15 protein-coding genes and 1 pseudogene are annotated in these 15,203 nt (G+C 62.5%); 6 read left to right on the top strand and 10 right to left on the bottom strand.

Annotated elements, in window-relative coordinates; translation table 11 throughout:
• Window positions 1-208: 208 nt before the first annotated feature.
• Window positions 209-547 carry a surface attachment protein Sap1 gene (gene sap1 / locus OKW45_RS32315; RefSeq protein ID WP_018418921.1) on the bottom strand — a complete coding sequence of 113 codons (339 nt, stop codon included), beginning with the start codon at window positions 545-547 and terminating at the stop codon, window positions 209-211.
• Window positions 548-1,165: 618 nt separating this feature from the next.
• Between sap1 and OKW45_RS32310 the strand changes: the two genes are divergently transcribed.
• On the top strand, window positions 1,166-1,345 hold the full coding sequence (locus OKW45_RS32310) for a hypothetical protein (protein WP_429473399.1): 180 nt from the start codon (window positions 1,166-1,168) through the stop codon (window positions 1,343-1,345).
• Window positions 1,346-1,549: 204 nt separating this feature from the next.
• Here OKW45_RS32310 and OKW45_RS32305 read toward each other — a convergent pair whose 3' ends face one another.
• Both OKW45_RS32305 and OKW45_RS32300 read right to left on the bottom strand, forming a co-directional pair.
• A complete protein-coding gene (locus OKW45_RS32305; RefSeq protein WP_026225530.1) occupies window positions 1,550-1,975 on the bottom strand; it encodes an HIT family protein in 426 nt (141 codons plus the stop codon).
• A 102-nt stretch (window positions 1,976-2,077) separates the two neighbouring features.
• Window positions 2,078-3,013: a GlxA family transcriptional regulator gene (locus tag OKW45_RS32300; protein ID WP_429472984.1), complete on the bottom strand. Its 936-nt coding sequence runs from the start codon at window positions 3,011-3,013 to the stop codon at window positions 2,078-2,080.
• Between the two features lie 174 nt (window positions 3,014-3,187).
• Between OKW45_RS32300 and OKW45_RS32295 the strand changes: the two genes are divergently transcribed.
• Both OKW45_RS32295 and OKW45_RS32290 read left to right on the top strand, forming a co-directional pair.
• A complete protein-coding gene (locus tag OKW45_RS32295; protein ID WP_429472983.1) occupies window positions 3,188-4,027 on the top strand; it encodes an SDR family NAD(P)-dependent oxidoreductase in 840 nt (279 codons plus the stop codon).
• Between the two features lie 338 nt (window positions 4,028-4,365).
• Window positions 4,366-4,695, top strand: a complete 330-nt coding sequence (locus OKW45_RS32290; RefSeq protein WP_018418927.1) for a hypothetical protein — start codon at window positions 4,366-4,368, stop codon at window positions 4,693-4,695.
• Window positions 4,696-4,793: 98 nt separating this feature from the next.
• Here OKW45_RS32290 and OKW45_RS32285 read toward each other — a convergent pair whose 3' ends face one another.
• The 3 genes and pseudogenes from OKW45_RS32285 to mnmE form a co-directional block, all read right to left on the bottom strand.
• Complete coding sequence (locus OKW45_RS32285) at window positions 4,794-4,955, bottom strand: hypothetical protein (RefSeq protein WP_184002982.1); 162 nt, start codon at window positions 4,953-4,955, stop codon at window positions 4,794-4,796.
• A gap of 246 nt (window positions 4,956-5,201) precedes the next feature.
• Window positions 5,202-6,405, bottom strand: a pseudogene (locus OKW45_RS32280) (tyrosine-type recombinase/integrase).
• A gap of 184 nt (window positions 6,406-6,589) precedes the next feature.
• On the bottom strand, window positions 6,590-7,984 hold the full coding sequence (gene mnmE, locus OKW45_RS32275; protein WP_018418930.1) for a tRNA uridine-5-carboxymethylaminomethyl(34) synthesis GTPase MnmE: 1,395 nt from the start codon (window positions 7,982-7,984) through the stop codon (window positions 6,590-6,592).
• Window positions 7,985-8,366: 382 nt separating this feature from the next.
• Here mnmE and OKW45_RS32270 point away from each other — a divergent pair, with 382 nt between their 5' ends.
• Window positions 8,367-8,774: a helix-turn-helix domain-containing protein gene (locus OKW45_RS32270; protein ID WP_018418931.1), complete on the top strand. Its 408-nt coding sequence runs from the start codon at window positions 8,367-8,369 to the stop codon at window positions 8,772-8,774.
• A 137-nt stretch (window positions 8,775-8,911) separates the two neighbouring features.
• Here OKW45_RS32270 and yidC read toward each other — a convergent pair whose 3' ends face one another.
• The 4 genes from yidC to rpmH form a co-directional block, all read right to left on the bottom strand.
• Window positions 8,912-10,570 (bottom strand): membrane protein insertase YidC, encoded by a 1,659-nt coding sequence (gene yidC / locus OKW45_RS32265; protein ID WP_429472982.1) that lies wholly within the window; start codon window positions 10,568-10,570, stop codon window positions 8,912-8,914.
• 30 nt (window positions 10,571-10,600) lie between these two features.
• Window positions 10,601-10,831 (bottom strand): membrane protein insertion efficiency factor YidD, encoded by a 231-nt coding sequence (yidD, locus tag OKW45_RS32260; RefSeq protein WP_167050029.1) that lies wholly within the window; start codon window positions 10,829-10,831, stop codon window positions 10,601-10,603.
• Window positions 10,832-10,943: 112 nt separating this feature from the next.
• A complete protein-coding gene (rnpA, locus tag OKW45_RS32255; RefSeq protein WP_429472981.1) occupies window positions 10,944-11,423 on the bottom strand; it encodes a ribonuclease P protein component in 480 nt (159 codons plus the stop codon).
• 19 nt (window positions 11,424-11,442) lie between these two features.
• Window positions 11,443-11,577 (bottom strand): 50S ribosomal protein L34, encoded by a 135-nt coding sequence (gene rpmH, locus OKW45_RS32250; protein WP_004198824.1) that lies wholly within the window; start codon window positions 11,575-11,577, stop codon window positions 11,443-11,445.
• A 384-nt stretch (window positions 11,578-11,961) separates the two neighbouring features.
• Between rpmH and dnaA the strand changes: the two genes are divergently transcribed.
• Window positions 11,962-13,560, top strand: coding sequence for a chromosomal replication initiator protein DnaA (dnaA, locus tag OKW45_RS32245; protein WP_429472980.1), 1,599 nt, complete (start codon window positions 11,962-11,964; stop codon window positions 13,558-13,560).
• A 530-nt stretch (window positions 13,561-14,090) separates the two neighbouring features.
• The gene (gene dnaN / locus OKW45_RS32240) at window positions 14,091-15,194 is read left to right on the top strand and encodes a DNA polymerase III subunit beta (protein WP_018418935.1); all 1,104 of its coding nucleotides are present in this window, start codon (window positions 14,091-14,093) and stop codon (window positions 15,192-15,194) included.
• Window positions 15,195-15,203 lie beyond the last annotated feature (9 nt).

Raw genomic sequence — 15,203 nt, 5'->3', positions numbered from 1 at the left:
GTACTGCCGATGCGGGTCGATAAAATCCGCATCGGCTTTTTTATTGCAGTTGAAGCCTGGCAAGTATCAATAGCAATAAAAAACGGCTTGGCATCGGAATGCCCAAGCCGTCTCTTTTAGCTCACGCGTTCACGCCTGCGACTTTTAAAGCCGCAGCGGATACGCATGCGACCGTATTCCGGCTTTTGCCGGAATACCGGTGTTGTACTTATTGCTTGATGAATCGGTCGTTCGCCCAGAGCCCCTCGGTATCGCTGTTGGCTGAATTCACGAACTCGACGTCGTGGCCGACCACGCGCACCACGCGGAAACTCGAGTCGGTCGGAGTCGACACGCATTGATATCCGGAGAAGAATTCCTGCATCTGCTGCTGTTCACCGGCTTGCGCGTGGTGATCGGCGGCATCGAGCTTGTCCTTCGATACGCAGCCATAGGCATTGGCCTTGAACTGGATCGTTTGCTGCGGCTTGATCACGACGTCTTGCGCCTGAACGCTAGCGGCAGCCAAACCCGCGATGGCGAAAACAACGGCAATTCGAGTTTTCATTCGTTCCTCCGGGCGGGCCGAAAAAAATCTCGGTTAGCTATGTATTTAACTTTAACGGTGGACCCGCATCTCGCACTCTAGGAGAACCGATGAAAACGACAAGCACATCTTGTGTGCGGTCGCAACAGTGGCGAATTGTCGCACCTCCTGTCGAAGCTAATCAAAGCTTGAGCACGCGCGTGATCGAATGGCAATGAAACGAATAACTAAAAAGCCGATCCTTGCATGGCTTTAACTGGTAAAGCTTTGCGCGCGCATTCACGTAAACGCGTAGCGTCAATTAAGAAATTTAATACAATTTAATCAATGGTTTGTGCATCGCACACAAAGTCAATCCGCAGGCAAAAGCTGCGATGCGCAATAACGCGGCAGGTGCAGAAAATAAACAGTGCCAGCCGTCTATCACGGGTTTCGGTGACACGCTTGCAACGCGCCATTGCCGAAAACGCACGAAAAAAGCCGCGCGGCGCAAAGGCACATGGACAGGCGAGGGGGCGCAATCGTAGTGCGATGTACCCTTCGCGTGCCGCCTGAATCCAAGTCGATCTTCGTTGAGCCGACATGCGGGTACAGGCGGTGCTCTACAATGAAAACGAATCTCCGACATTGGAGGCTATCGTGAACGAGCACGTAATACTCGGGATTTTTCTGGTCGTTCCGCTGCTGATCGTCATGTTTCTTTTTTCCGACGAACTGTGGCAGGAGCATCGAGACCTGCACGACGGACGGCCGTTGCCAGCGCGTCCCCGACGCATCGACTGGCGGCATCCGCTACGCCGTTCGCGCAAGCGGCTCTGAGATTGCGAAGCGGGTCCCAAAGAAAAAAAAGTCTGCCACAGGGGCAGGCTGAAAAAAGAGATCCACACTCAATGCCTTGAACACAAGGCAATAGCAGTCTAGTCGCGACGCGCCAATCGGTGGTTTCAACGGCTTTTACAGTTGTTACCGGGCGTGACCGTAATGTGGGGCGCGATGTTGCGTCGGCAGCCCTCGCGTCGCGCGTCAATGGGCGCGCCAGTGCGCGCGAATCCGTTTGGCGAGCGCCTCGAGCGTGTCCGGATCGGCGACCTCGCGCGCATGCAGCTTCAGCGGTTGGCCTTCCCAGCGCGGAATCACATGGAAGTGGACGTGCGGCACTGTCTGTCCCGCCGCCGCGCCGTTGAACTGGCCGATGAACACGCCGTCAGGACGCAGTGCCGCGCGCACCGCGATCGCAAGCCTTTGCGCCATGCGCGTCGACGCGACGAGCGCCGCATCCGACAGATCGAAAATTTCCGCGACCGCTTCCTTCGGCACGACGAGCAGATGGCCGTCGGCTTGCGGCATCAAGTCCATGAAAGCCAGCGCCTGGTCGTTTTCGGCCACCTTGATGCACGGTAGTTCGCCGCGCAAGATTTTGGCGAACGGGTTGCTGTCGTTGTAGCTCATCGCGTTTCCTTTCATTTGGGCTGGGTTCGATTCACGGGTCGAGCGGGATACTGTTTTTTGCGTAGCTTCGCACCGCGGGTTTCCTATTCTCTCCCCGAACGCTTACGCCACGCGTGCGGCACGCCGGATCGCTTGAGGCGGCTGGCCGAACGCGCGCAAAAACGCGCGCCGCATCCGCTCGGGGTCGATGAAGCCAGTGTCGGCTGCGACGGTTTCGATCGAATGACGGCCGGTTTCGAGCATTGTGCGAGCCGCTTCGACACGTAGCGCCTCGATCGCGCGGGCCGGCGACTGGCGCGTCTCGTCGCGAAACGCGCGGCTGAACTGGCGCGGGCTCAGATGCGCGACGTCGGCGAGTTGCTCGACAGTCAGCGGCTCGCGCAGATGGCTCTTCGCATACGACAGCGCGTTCTGGATCCGATCGGATTTCGGTTCGAGATCGAGCATCGCGGAGTACTGCGATTGCCCGCCGGTGCGCCGGTGATAGACCACGAGCTTTTTCGCGATCGCGCGCGAAACCGCGACGCCGAGGTCGTTCTCGACGAGCGCGAGGCACAGATCGATACACGCGGTCATGCCGGCCGACGTCCACACCGAGCCGTCGACGATGAAGATACGGTCCTCGTCGACCCGCGCGCGCGGAAAGCGCCGTTGTAAATCGCGCGCATGCGCCCAGTGCGTAGTCGCGTGGCGGCCGTCGAGGATGCCCGCTTCGGCGAGCACGAACGCACCGGTGCAGATGCTTGCGGTGCGGCGCGAGGCGGCGAGGGCGTCGTTCAGAAACGCGAGCAGCCCCGGCGACGACGGCGCGATCTCCATCGCGCCGGTGACGATCACCGTGTCGTAGGCGGGATCGCCGAACGGCCGCGTCGCGACCTCGACGCCCGCCGAGCTGCGCACCATGCCGCCGTGCTCGGAGATCACCGCGACGTCGTACGCGGGCTCGTCGGTGTCCTGATTGGCGAGTTCGAAAATCGATACCGCGACCATGTCGAGGATCTGAAAGCCCGGAAAGACCACCACGCCGATGCGTTTCATATGTGATGTCCTTAAACGAGGTAAATACGACATTTGAGACAAAACGGTACGCGCCTAAACTCAGCTCGTCAACACCGCCGTATCAGCGCAAAGCCGCCAGGCGGCGAGTTCACGGATGGTCCCATTCACCGGACAGGGCGGCCGCATCATGCGCAGCCCGCAAGGAGAGCTTCAATGGCAACGCAGGCAGACAAGGGCGTACAAGGCAATTCGAACGAAGGCAAGGGTACGGCGGTGGTCACGGGCGCATCGTCGGGTATCGGCGCAGTCTACGCGGACCGGCTCGCGCGACGCGGCTACGACCTGCTGCTGATCGCGCGCGACGGCGCGCGCCTCAGCAGCCTCGCCGACCGGCTGACGAAGGAAACGGGCCGCCGCGTGAGCACCGTCAGCGCCGATCTGACCGACAAGGCCGACGTGCGCCGCATCGAGATCCAGTTGCGCGCCGAGCGCGGCATCACGATGCTGGTCAACAACGCGGGCGTCGGCGCGACCGCGGCGCTGATCGACTCCGACATCGATGAACTCGAGCAGATGATCGAGCTGAACGTGACCTCGCTCACGCGCCTGACGGCGGCAGTGTTGCCGGGCTTCATCGCGCGCGGCGCCGGTACGGTGATCAATATCTCATCGATCGTCGCGCTGGCGCCGGAATTGCTGAACGGCACCTATAGCGGCACCAAGGCGTACGTGTTGAACCTCACGCAGTCGCTGCATCACGAGGTGGGCGACAAGGGCGTGCGGCTGCAAGCGGTGCTGCCGGGCGCGACGAGCACCGCCTTCTGGGATCGCGCGGGTCTCGCGGTCGAGAACCTGCCTTCGCAGATCGTGATGAGCGCCGAGGACATGGTCGACGCGGCGCTTGTCGGTCTCGACCAGGGCGAGCTGGTGACGATCCCGTCGTTGCCCGATGCCGCCGACTGGGAGCGTCTGAACAGCGCGCGTTTGCATCTGCAGCCGAATCTGTCGCGCAGCGCGCCGGCTGAGCGCTATACGCGCGCCGTGGCGGCGTAAACCGAAGGTTGAGGAGGGCGGCGCCAGACTCAGCCGCTCACGGCCACCTGATTCTTGCCGTCGTGTTTCGCGCGATGCAGGCCGACGCCGGCGGCGCTTGCGGGGAGGCGAGGCGCTCGTTGACGAGTGCCATTGGTCAGATAATAGTCGGCGCCCGCATCAAGGCCAGCGCGGCGATCTTCCTCGCGATGCCTGGATCAAAAGCAGCGCAATGCGATGGGTTAACGCGTCCAACGTTATGCACCTGTTACAGAGTTAATGTCCGGTTACCAACTGCAGCATCTATTTCCGCGCGCGCCGGCGACAATTCGTCCATGCCTGAACGGCGGGAGCTCAATATGAAAAAGATCGCAGTGGCGTTGGTAATGGCGGGTAGTTTGACGGTGGCGGGCCAGGCGTCCGCGCACGGACACGGCGGTGATGTGGTGGGTGCGCTGATTGGCGGCGCGGTGCTGGGCGCGGTGGTCACCTCGGCGTTGACGCCGGCGCCGGTGGTCGCGTATCCGCAGCCGGTCTATGCCGAGCCTGCGTACCAGCCCGCGCCGGCTTACGCGGCACCGCCGCCCGGATATTGTTACGACCAGTATCAGCGCGCCTATGTCGCGTGCGGCGCACCGCCGCCCGGACGGTACGGCTACGCGCAACCGCAACCCGAGCCGCAGTGGTGAGCGCGGCACGGCTCTGATGCGCGGATGATTCAGCCGAACAACGCGCAGACAAAAAGGCCGTCGCCCAATGCGACGGCCTTTTCCATTTGAGGCACGGCTTAATGCTTGTGATGCAGCCACTCCGCGTAATGCGTGTCGAGCCAGCGCTCAAGCCTGGGCGGCCTGGACGGGTCGCGGTGACGCGACATCATCCAGATGGCAAAGCCGACCACCAGCATGACGGCGGGCCCCATCAGATAGGCGAGCATTGATTCAGGCATCGGAACCTCCGTATCGGCTTGCATCCATCTCTCAGTGTAGGCGAAGGAAGCGGGGAAAGAACGACGATGTCAAACGGTCCAGAGAAGCGAAAAAAGGCGCATTTGCGCCCGGTTTGGAAACCTGTTTTTTTGATGATTTTTCCTTTATTTGCTTAGCGTCTGGGCGAGCTCGCATTAGCCTGTGTACCAGCCTGTTACCGGCCTGACGGCAAGCGTCACATGGCGCCAAAACCCATGACAAAGCCGTCAAGCCGTCCCGTTCGCCGTCTGCCGCGCGACTTCCATCTGGCTATCGACAAAGTTCCGCCCAACTCTGAAGCATGCGACGCTGCCACGCCGCTTCGTCGGTTGCTTCATGCTTCGCGATATCGCCCCCCGCGGCTGATTGCTGTTCCATGTCGCGCAGATGCGACGACGCGGTGCGACGAAAGTCATGCAGCACGAAATGCTCCACGTCGAGCCCCAATGCCTTGACTGCCTGGTTCAGCGTGCTTTTCGCGATCGGCCGATCGTCGCCCCTGACGCTCGGGAACACGAACGTCTCGCTGGTGCGCCCGCGCTGCAGCTCGCGCAGCAGCGCAACCGCCTGACGCGGCAGACGGACGACGCGGTCCTCGCGCGCGTTCAGGCGCGCGTTCAGGCGCGCGGCGGGGATCGTCCACAGCGCGTTGTCGAGATCGAACTCGGCCCATGTCGATTCGACGAGGTCCGATTTGCGTGCCATCGTCAGCACCAGCAGATGCAGCGCGAGCTTCAGCGGACGGCGGATATTGGATGTGTCGATCGTGCGCAGCATGACACCGATCTCGGCGCCGGACAGCACGCGGGTGCGGCTGTCGAAGGTCGCGATCGAGCGCGCCGGTACGACTTCCGCGGGATTGCTGGTCGCGAGCTGGCGCCCGATCAGGTATGCGTACAGGCGCTTCACGACGTTGCGCGTGTGCAGCGCCATTTTCGGCGAGCCGCGGCTTTTGATGCGCTCGCAGATCGCGACGACGTCGTCAGCGGTGACCGCGCCGATCGGCTTGTTGCCGATCGCGGGCAGCACGTCCTTGTCGAGCGCGCGCCGCGTGGTGCGGCGATATTCATCCGACTTGCCGGCCAGCGCCGTCGCGAGATAAAGCTCGGCCGCTTCGCGCAGCACGTCGGCCTTGCTCTCGGCACCGCGATCGCGCCGCGCGGTGGCGACCGGCGAGATGCCCTGCGCGACGAGCGCCGCGTACCTCTGCGCCTTCGCGCGCGCGACGCGCAGCGAAATCATCCGGTAATCGCCTATGGTCGCGAGCGGCTGACGCTTGCCGTTCAACGTATAGCGGAAGCGCCAGACCTTGGTGCCGGTCGTCATGACCTCGATCACGAGGCCGTTGCCGTCGGCGACGCAGTAGCGGGTCGCGCGCGGTTCGAGCGCGCGGATCTCGGATTCGGTGAGCGGAGTGGCGAGGCGGGGCATGCTTTGGGGACGCTGTACGTTCAGGCTCGGACAGCGTGGATTTTAAACCTTTGCCCGGTTGTGTACCAAAAATCCGATGGGTTTTTGGTCGACGGAGTGCGATTTTCGCGTGCGCAGCGGCGCCGCCGATTCGGCCACGAGAGGCTATATGACGGCCCGATTGTGCCGACGCACAAGTTCGGCGTTACTTGCCGATACAGAATCGGCTGAAAATCACGCCGAGCAGATCGTCCGAACTGAACTCACCGGTGATCGAGTTCAGTTGATCCTGCGCGAGCCGCAATTCCTCGGCGAACAGATCGAGCGCCTGCGCGTTCTGTTCCGCATGCGCGGCGGCGGTCGCCAGATGCTCGTCGGCCGCACGCAACGCGATCAGGTGCCGCTCGCGCGCGAGATAGACGCTCTCCGCGCCCGCCTGCCAGCCGGCAATCCGCAGCAGTTCGTCGCGCAGCAGCGCTACGCCGTCACCCTTCTTCGCCGACAGCCGCACCTCGCTAAGTTCGAGGTCGGCGTCGAGCGCCTGCGTTGCGGGCGCGAGCCCTGTCAGATCGGTCTTGTTCAGCACGCGGACGACGGGCACGCCGCGCGGAAAGCGTCCGGCGATCGTTTTGTCGTCGGCCGTCATTCCGGCGCGCGCGTCGAGCAGATGCAGCACCACGTCCGCACGCTCGATCTCGCCCCAGGTGCGCTCGATGCCGATCTTCTCGACCTCGTCCTCGGTCTCGCGCAGGCCGGCCGTATCGATCACGTGCAGCGGGATGCCTTCGATCTGGATCGTCTGCGCGACCTTGTCGCGCGTCGTTCCGGCGATCGGCGTGACGATCGCGAGTTCGGCGCCGGCGAGCGCGTTCAGCAGCGACGACTTGCCGACGTTCGGCTGCCCCGCCAGCACGACCGACAGACCCTCGCGCAGCAACGCACCCTGGCGCGCCTCGCTCAGCACGTGCGCGAGACGCTCGCGTATGCGCGCGAGCTTGCCGCGCGCGTCGGCGGCTTCGAGGAAGTCGATTTCCTCTTCCGGGAAGTCGAGCGTCGCTTCGACCAGCATCCGCAGCGTGATCACCTCTTCGACCAGCGCGTGGATGTCGCGCGAGAACGCGCCGTCGAGCGAGCGGCCGGCCGAACGCGCGGCGGCCTCGGTGCTCGCCTCGATCAGATCGGCGACGGCCTCGGCCTGCGCGAGGTCGAGCTTGTCGTTCAGAAACGCGCGACGCGTGAATTCGCCGGGCTCGGCGAGCCGTAGACCGAACGCGCGGCCGGCGTCGATGCAGCGCTGCAGGACCAATTGCAGCACGACCGGGCCGCCATGGCCTTGCAGTTCAAGCACGTGCTCGCCGGTGTACGAATGCGGCGCCGGAAAGTACAGCGCGATGCCGCGATCGAGCGGATTGCCGCTCGCGTCGAGAAACGGCACGTAGCTCGCGTGACGCGCCGCGAGCGTCTGGCCGGTGAGGGCCTGCATCAACGGCTGGGCCGCCGCCGCGCCAGCGCGGCCGAACGAAATCCGCACGACGCCGATGCCTCCCCGGCCGGGCGCGGTAGCAATGGCAACGATGGAATCGGAGTCGGTCGTGAGCATGTGAAGTCGGGCGAAACGGGAGGGGCAGGGCAGGGCCGCGTCGGTCGAGCCGGCGCGAGGCATTGTAACGCGCGCGCCTCGCACTGAAGGGCTGGCGACCAGGACGCGAAGCGGATGACGTGCCCGTTTGCACCTTTCGTTTGAACAACTCGGATTTATCCCAATTAAGCTAGGATCATTACCGCCCTACTTAGGAACAGTTGAGACTCGGCAGGAACTGCAGTTCGGGCAAAGCCAAGCCTGGCAATCGAGAGATGAAAAAAATCAAATTCGCGCAACGCGTTATGGGGCGCGCGCTGCAAGCTAAAACTATCTCAAATAAGAGAAAGCAAAGCTTGATCGGTTGTCAACTGGCTGAACTCTGAATTGCACAATCTGGCCCATGCCGACCGACAAAGAAAAAGCCGCCTTCGCCAAGAGGCTGAAGGATCTGCTCGAGCCGCTGAAAATCCGCGGCGGGACCAAACTCGCCGAGCAATTCAATCTTCGCTATTACGGCGAGCGGCCCGTGACGCCCCAGACCGCACACAAATGGCTGACGGGCACGACGATTCCGAAGCCGGACAAGTTGCGGACCCTCGCCGAATGGTTGAACGTCAAGGAGCACTGGCTCCATTACGGACCACCGCCCGGCGCCAGCGCACGACCGATGGCACGTGGCGAAAAATATCCGCCGACACCCGAAACGATCGAACTCGCTTCGAAGATCGCATCGTTGACCCCGAAGGACCGGAATCTGGTCGAGGAAATGATCGTGCGTTTTTACGGCGAAGATTCCGACGAAGAGTGAACGACGAAACTCAAGCGCAGCCGCCCGCCGCATTTTCTTCAACCGCACCATAAAAAAAGCCGCCCGGTTCGCACCGGGCGGCTTTTCGTTTTCAGCTTGCGTCAAGGCGGCCCTGCGGGCCGCCGCCGGACGGAACATCAGGCCGGCTTCGCCTTCGAGCTGCCCATCATCCGCGTGATGTAATACTGCTGCGCGATCGACAGCACGTTGTTTACGACGTAGTACAACACGAGACCTGCGGGGAAGAAGAAGAACATCACCGAGAACGCGATCGGCATGAACATCATCATCTTCGCCTGAACTGGGTCCGGCGGAGTCGGGTTCAAGCGGGTCTGCAGGAACATCGACACGGCCATCAGGACCGGCAGGATGAAGTACGGGTCCTGCTGCGACAGATCCTGGATCCATAGAATCCATGGCGCGCCGCGCATTTCCACCGACGACAGCAACACCCAGTACAGCGAGATGAACACCGGAATCTGGATCACGACCGGCAGACAGCCGCCGAACGGATTGACCTTCTCGGTCTTGTACAGCTCCATCAGCGCCGCGTTCATCTTCTGCGGATCGCCCTTGAAACGCTCGCGCAGCGCCTGCATGCGCGGCGTGATCGCCTTCATGCGCGCCATCGATTTGTAGCTCGCGGCCGACAGCGGGAAGAACACCGCCTTGATCAGCACCGTGAGCAGCACGATCGACCAGCCCCAGTTGCCGACATAGCTGTGGATCTTCGACAGCAGCCAGAACAGCGGCTTCGCGATGATCGTGACCCAGCCGTAGTCCTTCACCAGATCGAGACCCGGCGCGATACCTGCGAGCATCTTTTCTTCTTCCGGACCGGCGAACAGACGCGCGGACACGCTGACGGTCTGGCCCGGCTGGATGGTCGGCATCGCCTCCTTCATGCCGACGCGATACAGCGACGGATCGATCTTCTCGGCGTAGAACTCGCGCTTCACGCCTTCCTGCGGAATCCAGGCCGACGCGAAGTAGTGCTGGACCATCGCGACCCAGCCGTCGTTGGCCGACGTCGCGAAGTTCTGCTTGTTCTTGTCGAGATCGCTGAACGTCATCTTCTGGAAGTGATGCTCGTTCGTGTAGACAGCCGGTCCGATGAACGTGTGCGAGAAGCGCGGCGTTTCGACCGGCTGGTCGTCGCGCACGAGTTCCATATAGAGTTGCGGCGTCACCGGCGTGGTGCCGACGTTCTGGACCTTCGTCTCGACGCCGATCACGTAGCTGCCGCGCGTGAACGTATACGTCTTGATGACCCGGAGGCCGCCCTTTTCCGGCGACTCGAAGCTCATCTGGAACGAGTTCTGGCCGTCGGCCAGATGGGTCGGCTGATTCGGCATCAGCGTAAAGATGTCGTTGTGATTCGGGAAGTCACCGCCGAGCAGGCCAGTGCGCGCCAGATACGTGTGATTGTTCGTTTTGTCGAACAGCGTGATCACGAAATCTGGCTGCTTGCCGTCGCCCTGCTTGACGAGCGACAGGCGCGACAATGTGCCACCGCGGGTGTCGATTTCGCCGCTATAGACGTCGGTGCCGAACTTCACGAGCTGCGATTGCTCGGCCGCTGGCGCGTTGCCCGGCGCGGCCGCGTTGGTGGCCGGCAGATCGGCCGGCTGGGTGCCCGGTGTCGTGGTGCCCGGCGCGGCGCTGCCGGCGGTCTGGGTCGGCGTCGTGCTCGGGAAGAACATCGACGGGCGTCCGTGGTCGCGTTGCCAGTTGTCGAACAGCATGACAGCTGACATGAAAAAGATGACCCATAGGACGGTGCGTTTGATATCCATGCGTTGTCTCAGTGTCGATGGAACGGCGCGTCAGCGCTTTTCAGAAGTGGGTGGCGGGACGAGATCGATGCCGCCCGCGGAAAACGGGTGGCAGCGGCAAACACGCCTCACGGCGAGATAAGTCCCGCGCGCGGCGCCATGATACTGGATTGCCTCGCGCGCGTAATCAGAGCAGGAAGGGTAAAAACGGCACCGGTTGCCGAGCATGGGGCTCACGGCAAGCTTGTAAAAGCGCAATAAAGCGAAGAGAACCGTTTGCATGACTGGTGCGGCGGTATGGCGCCGCGCAACGTGAAGTACAGGACGACGCCCGCGCTCTGAAGCTGCCGGCGCAACGCCCGCTGCGGCGACCGTGGTGCGGGCGGTCACTGCGTCATTCCGTCCTGGGCGCCTCCGCGGGCGGCACCTGACGACGGGTAATTTCGCGCGCTGCCTTGTCGAGCAGCGCCTCGATTTCGCTGCGGCACAGCGCCTTCAACGGCGACGACGACGCGCTCGGCAAAGCTTTTTTGTCGAAACGCGTGTGTAGACGCAGCAGCACATCCCAACCGCCGAATTCCGCGCGACGCAGCCGGAAGGCTTCGCGCGCGATCCGGCGCACCAGATTCCGCGTGGCCGCGCGCGGCGCATACTTCTTACCGATCACGAGGCCAAGACGCGCCTCGTTGCCGGTGGGCCGGCCGTACACAACGAAGTGAGCGGTACGGCGCCACGGCCGCAAACGAAAAACGGATGAAAATTCATCCGTTTTTAGCAGCCTTGCGGCTTTGGGGAAGGCGGCTTGCGCTCGCAACGGAACCGAGCCCGGTTGCTGCGCCCCGGCCGCTCCCGCTTCGCCGCAGGCTTCGGTCACAGCGCGCAATCCGCTTGCCTTAGATCGCGAGGCGCTTGCGGCCCTTCGCGCGACGTGCGTTGATGACCTTGCGGCCGCCAGCGGTCTTCATGCGAACGCGGAAGCCATGGGTGCGCTTGCGACGGGTAACGGAAGGTTGGTAAGTACGTTTCATGTTGCTCTCACTTGATCGAAAAAAACCGCGCGATCATCGCTGGAAAGCGCAATGGCCGGTGGTTCGCTGAAATTGGTTTTCGCGGAACCCGCTATTTAAACTGCTTTTCCGTTGGCCGTCAATAGTTTAGCCGTCGTCCGGTGCAGCCGGGGTTTGCCGGACAAGGCGATCGGTCCCTGTGGATAACTCACTTTCGGGTCCGTTTTGGCGTTAGAATCTCGCCTTACTTCCCAAAAATGTTGCACGCCGCTCCGGCACGCTTGTCCCGCAGACCGTTGTGGCACAGGCGCCTGGGGCCGTTACGCCTGGCTGCTCAGGGCCTTGTTGCGCGCGCGCGACTGGGGCAGCGGCGACCGCCGTGCACACCATAACGATAGCAACTTGATGAACGAATTCTGGCAACACTGTTCCGCATTGCTGGAGCGTGAGCTTACGCCCCAGCAGTACGTGACGTGGATCAAACCCTTGGCCCCGGTCGCCTTCGACGCCGATGCGAACACGTTGAGCATTGCCGCGCCGAACCGCTTCAAGCTCGACTGGGTCAAGAGCCAGTTCTCCGGCCGCATCGCGGATATGGCCCGCGATTTCTGGCATGCGCCGGTGGACGTGCAATTCGTATTGGATCCGAAGGCCGGCATGCGTGGCCCAGCGGCCGGGGCGCCGGCTCCGTCGTCGGCACGCCCGACTTCGGCCGCGCCGCAGGGCGGTAATGCCGGCGGCGGCGCGGCCGTCGATGCGGCTGTCGGCGCCGTGCAGGCCGCGCATGCCGCGCGCGCGAATCCCGCAGCCGCGGCTGCGGCGCTCGCAGCGCAAAACGCGAATGCGCGCAACGCCGCCGAAGACGCCGCAGACCTCGATTTGCCGAGCCTGGACGCGAACGAAGCCGCCGCCGGACGCCGCACGTGGCGCCCAGGCCAAGGCGTGGGCGCGGTGGCATCCAGCGAGAGCGACTCGATGTACGAGCGCTCGAAGCTGAACCCCGTGCTGACCTTCGACAACTTCGTGACCGGTAAGGCGAATCAGCTCGCGCGCGCCGCGGCGATCCAGGTCGCCGACAACCCCGGCATTTCGTATAACCCGCTGTTCCTGTACGGTGGCGTGGGCCTCGGCAAGACTCACCTGATCCACGCTATCGGAAATCAGTTGCTGATGGACAAACCCGGCGCGCGGATTCGCTACATCCACGCGGAACAGTACGTGTCCGATGTCGTGAAGGCGTACCAGCGCAAGGCGTTCGACGACTTCAAGCGCTACTACCACTCGCTCGACCTGCTGCTGATCGACGATATTCAGTTCTTTTCGGGCAAGTCGCGCACGCAAGAGGAATTCTTCTACGCTTTTGAGGCGCTGGTCGCCAACAAGGCGCAAGTGATCATCACGAGCGATACGTATCCGAAGGAAATTTCGGGTATCGACGATCGCCTGATCTCGCGCTTCGACTCCGGCCTGACGGTGGCGATCGAGCCGCCCGAACTCGAAATGCGCGTCGCGATTCTGATGCGCAAGGCGCAATCGGAGTTCGTGAGCCTGAATGAGGACGTCGCGTTCTTCGTCGCGAAGCATCTCCGCTCGAACGTGCGCGAGCTCGAGGGCGCGCTGCGCAAAATCCTCGCGTATTCGAAGTTCCACGGCCGCGAAATCACGATCGAACTGACCAAGGAAGCGCTGAAAGACCTGCTGACGGTGCAGAACCGGCAGATTTCAGTGGAAAACATCCAGAAAACGGTCGCCGACTTTTACAGCATCAAGGTCGCGGACATGTATTCGAAGAAGCGTCCGGCAAACATCGCGCGGCCGAGGCAGATCGCGATGTACCTCGCGAAGGAGTTGACGCAGAAGAGCCTGCCGGAAATCGGCGAGCTTTTCGGCGGGCGCGACCACACGACGGTGCTGCACGCGGTGCGCAAGATCGCCGACGAGCGCAGCAAGGACGCGCAGCTGAATCACGAACTGCATGTGCTGGAGCAGACGCTGAAGGGCTAAACGGGCTGGCGGCACGCGACCGTGAAATGGACGTCGGCGGCAGGAAACGCTGGAAGCGGCTACGCAGCGGTTGAATGAGGCCGCGAAAACGCTGTGAAATAGAGAAACGGGCAGGGGACTCACAACCCGGCGCCGCTGTCGGGTCCGAAGGGGAAAGGACAAGGAACGCGACGGTAAGCGTGCAGAAGCGACGTAAAAGGCGCGGCAAACCCGTGACGAATTTGCGGCGCAACCGGCCAGAAGTGGCGGAAAAACGAGCCTGCGAACCGGTAGCGCCGCGCAGCGGCGCGACAAACCGGCGGCAACCCGGACCACGCCCTACAAAATCGACCTGTTTATTCCCGAACTCGCCCCCATTTTAGTGAGGCGGTCCCGTTTTCAGGCACAATACAGGTTTAACCGCCCGGCGGCGACGGGCGGATTTCACGCCGTGTCGGGCGCTTTTCAGGGCGCCGGCGGGGAGCCGTGGCTGCACGCTGAAAAGCTTGTCCCGTAAGGCGTGCAGGCCGTTATATCAACGAAGGAACCCTATGCAACTGGTCAAGACCGAACGCGATAACCTCCTCAGGCCGCTGCAAACCGTGAGCGGCATCGTCGAACGCCGCCATACGTTGCCGATCCTCGCCAATTTGCTGATCACCAAGAACGGTCCTGAGGTATCGTTCCTGTCGACCGACCTGGAGTTGCAGATCACCACGCGCGCCGATTTCGGTGTGGGCGGCGATTCGGTCGCGACCACGGTGGCGGCGCGCAAGCTCCTCGACATTCTGCGTGCGATGCCTGACGGCCAGGTCACGCTGACGCTGAACGACAAGCGCCTGACCGTGCAATCCGGCAAGAGCCGCTTTGCACTGCAAACGCTCGCCGCGGACGAATTTCCGACCGTCGCTCAGGCCAAAGACTACGGCGCGAGCCTGGTGGTTCCTCAAAAGACGTTCCGCCAGCTCCTCGGCATGGTCCATTTCTCGATGGCCCAGCAGGACATCCGTTACTACCTGAACGGCATGCTGCTGGTGGTGGACGGCGACCAGTTGATGGCGGTCGCGACCGACGGTCACCGTCTCGCGTTCTCGTCGATGAAGATCGAGGGCTCGTTCGCGCGCCAGGAAGTGATCATTCCGCGCAAGACGATTCTCGAACTGCAGCGCCTGCTCGAAGACATCGACGATACGCTGAAGATCGACATCGCGCAGACGCAGGTCAAGTTCACGTTCGGTCAGGTTGAACTCGTATCGAAGCTCGTGGAAGGCAAGTTCCCCGACTTCCAGCGCGTGATTCCGAAGTCGCACAAGAACAAATTCCAGATTGGCCGCGAAGAACTGCAGCGTTCGCTGCAACGCGCGGCGATTCTGACGTCGGATAAGTTCAAGGGCGTGCGCTGCATCGTCGAGCCGGGCCAGTTGAAGATCATGTCGACCAACGCCGATCAGGAAGAGGCGCAGGAAGAACTTGAAATCGCTTACGACGGCGACAGCGTCGATATCGGGTTCAACGTCACGTATCTGCTCGACGTGCTCGCGAATCTGAAGGTCGACATGCTGCAGGTGAGCCTGGGTGATGCCAGCTCCAGCGCGTTGATCACGATTCCCGAGAACGACGAATTCAAGTACGTGGTGATGCCGATGCGCATCTGACACGTCCAA

The sequence above is a fragment of the Paraburkholderia lebeckiae genome, assembly GCF_050436225.1.
Taxonomy (GTDB): domain Bacteria; phylum Pseudomonadota; class Gammaproteobacteria; order Burkholderiales; family Burkholderiaceae; genus Paraburkholderia; species Paraburkholderia tuberum.
The sequence above is the reverse complement of the archived record's forward strand: the minus strand, read 5'-3'. Positions and strand labels throughout refer to the sequence as shown.

What these genes read in the sequence shown, in the direction of transcription:
- sap1 (WP_018418921.1), bottom strand. Translation starts at nt 547, where the DNA reads ATGAAAACTCGAATTGCCGTTGTTTTCGCCATCGCGGGTTTGGCTGCC.
- OKW45_RS32305 (WP_026225530.1), bottom strand. Translation starts at nt 1,975, where the DNA reads ATGAGCTACAACGACAGCAACCCGTTCGCCAAAATCTTGCGCGGCGAA.
- OKW45_RS32300 (WP_429472984.1), bottom strand. Translation starts at nt 3,013, where the DNA reads ATGAAACGCATCGGCGTGGTGGTCTTTCCGGGCTTTCAGATCCTCGAC.
- OKW45_RS32295 (WP_429472983.1), top strand. Translation starts at nt 3,188, where the DNA reads ATGGCAACGCAGGCAGACAAGGGCGTACAAGGCAATTCGAACGAAGGC.
- OKW45_RS32290 (WP_018418927.1), top strand. Translation starts at nt 4,366, where the DNA reads ATGAAAAAGATCGCAGTGGCGTTGGTAATGGCGGGTAGTTTGACGGTG.
- OKW45_RS32285 (WP_184002982.1), bottom strand. Translation starts at nt 4,955, where the DNA reads ATGCCTGAATCAATGCTCGCCTATCTGATGGGGCCCGCCGTCATGCTG.
- mnmE (WP_018418930.1), bottom strand. Translation starts at nt 7,984, where the DNA reads ATGCTCACGACCGACTCCGATTCCATCGTTGCCATTGCTACCGCGCCC.
- OKW45_RS32270 (WP_018418931.1), top strand. Translation starts at nt 8,367, where the DNA reads ATGCCGACCGACAAAGAAAAAGCCGCCTTCGCCAAGAGGCTGAAGGAT.
- yidC (WP_429472982.1), bottom strand. Translation starts at nt 10,570, where the DNA reads ATGGATATCAAACGCACCGTCCTATGGGTCATCTTTTTCATGTCAGCT.
- yidD (WP_167050029.1), bottom strand. Translation starts at nt 10,831, where the DNA reads ATGCAAACGGTTCTCTTCGCTTTATTGCGCTTTTACAAGCTTGCCGTG.
- rpmH (WP_004198824.1), bottom strand. Translation starts at nt 11,577, where the DNA reads ATGAAACGTACTTACCAACCTTCCGTTACCCGTCGCAAGCGCACCCAT.
- dnaA (WP_429472980.1), top strand. Translation starts at nt 11,962, where the DNA reads ATGAACGAATTCTGGCAACACTGTTCCGCATTGCTGGAGCGTGAGCTT.
- dnaN (WP_018418935.1), top strand. Translation starts at nt 14,091, where the DNA reads ATGCAACTGGTCAAGACCGAACGCGATAACCTCCTCAGGCCGCTGCAA.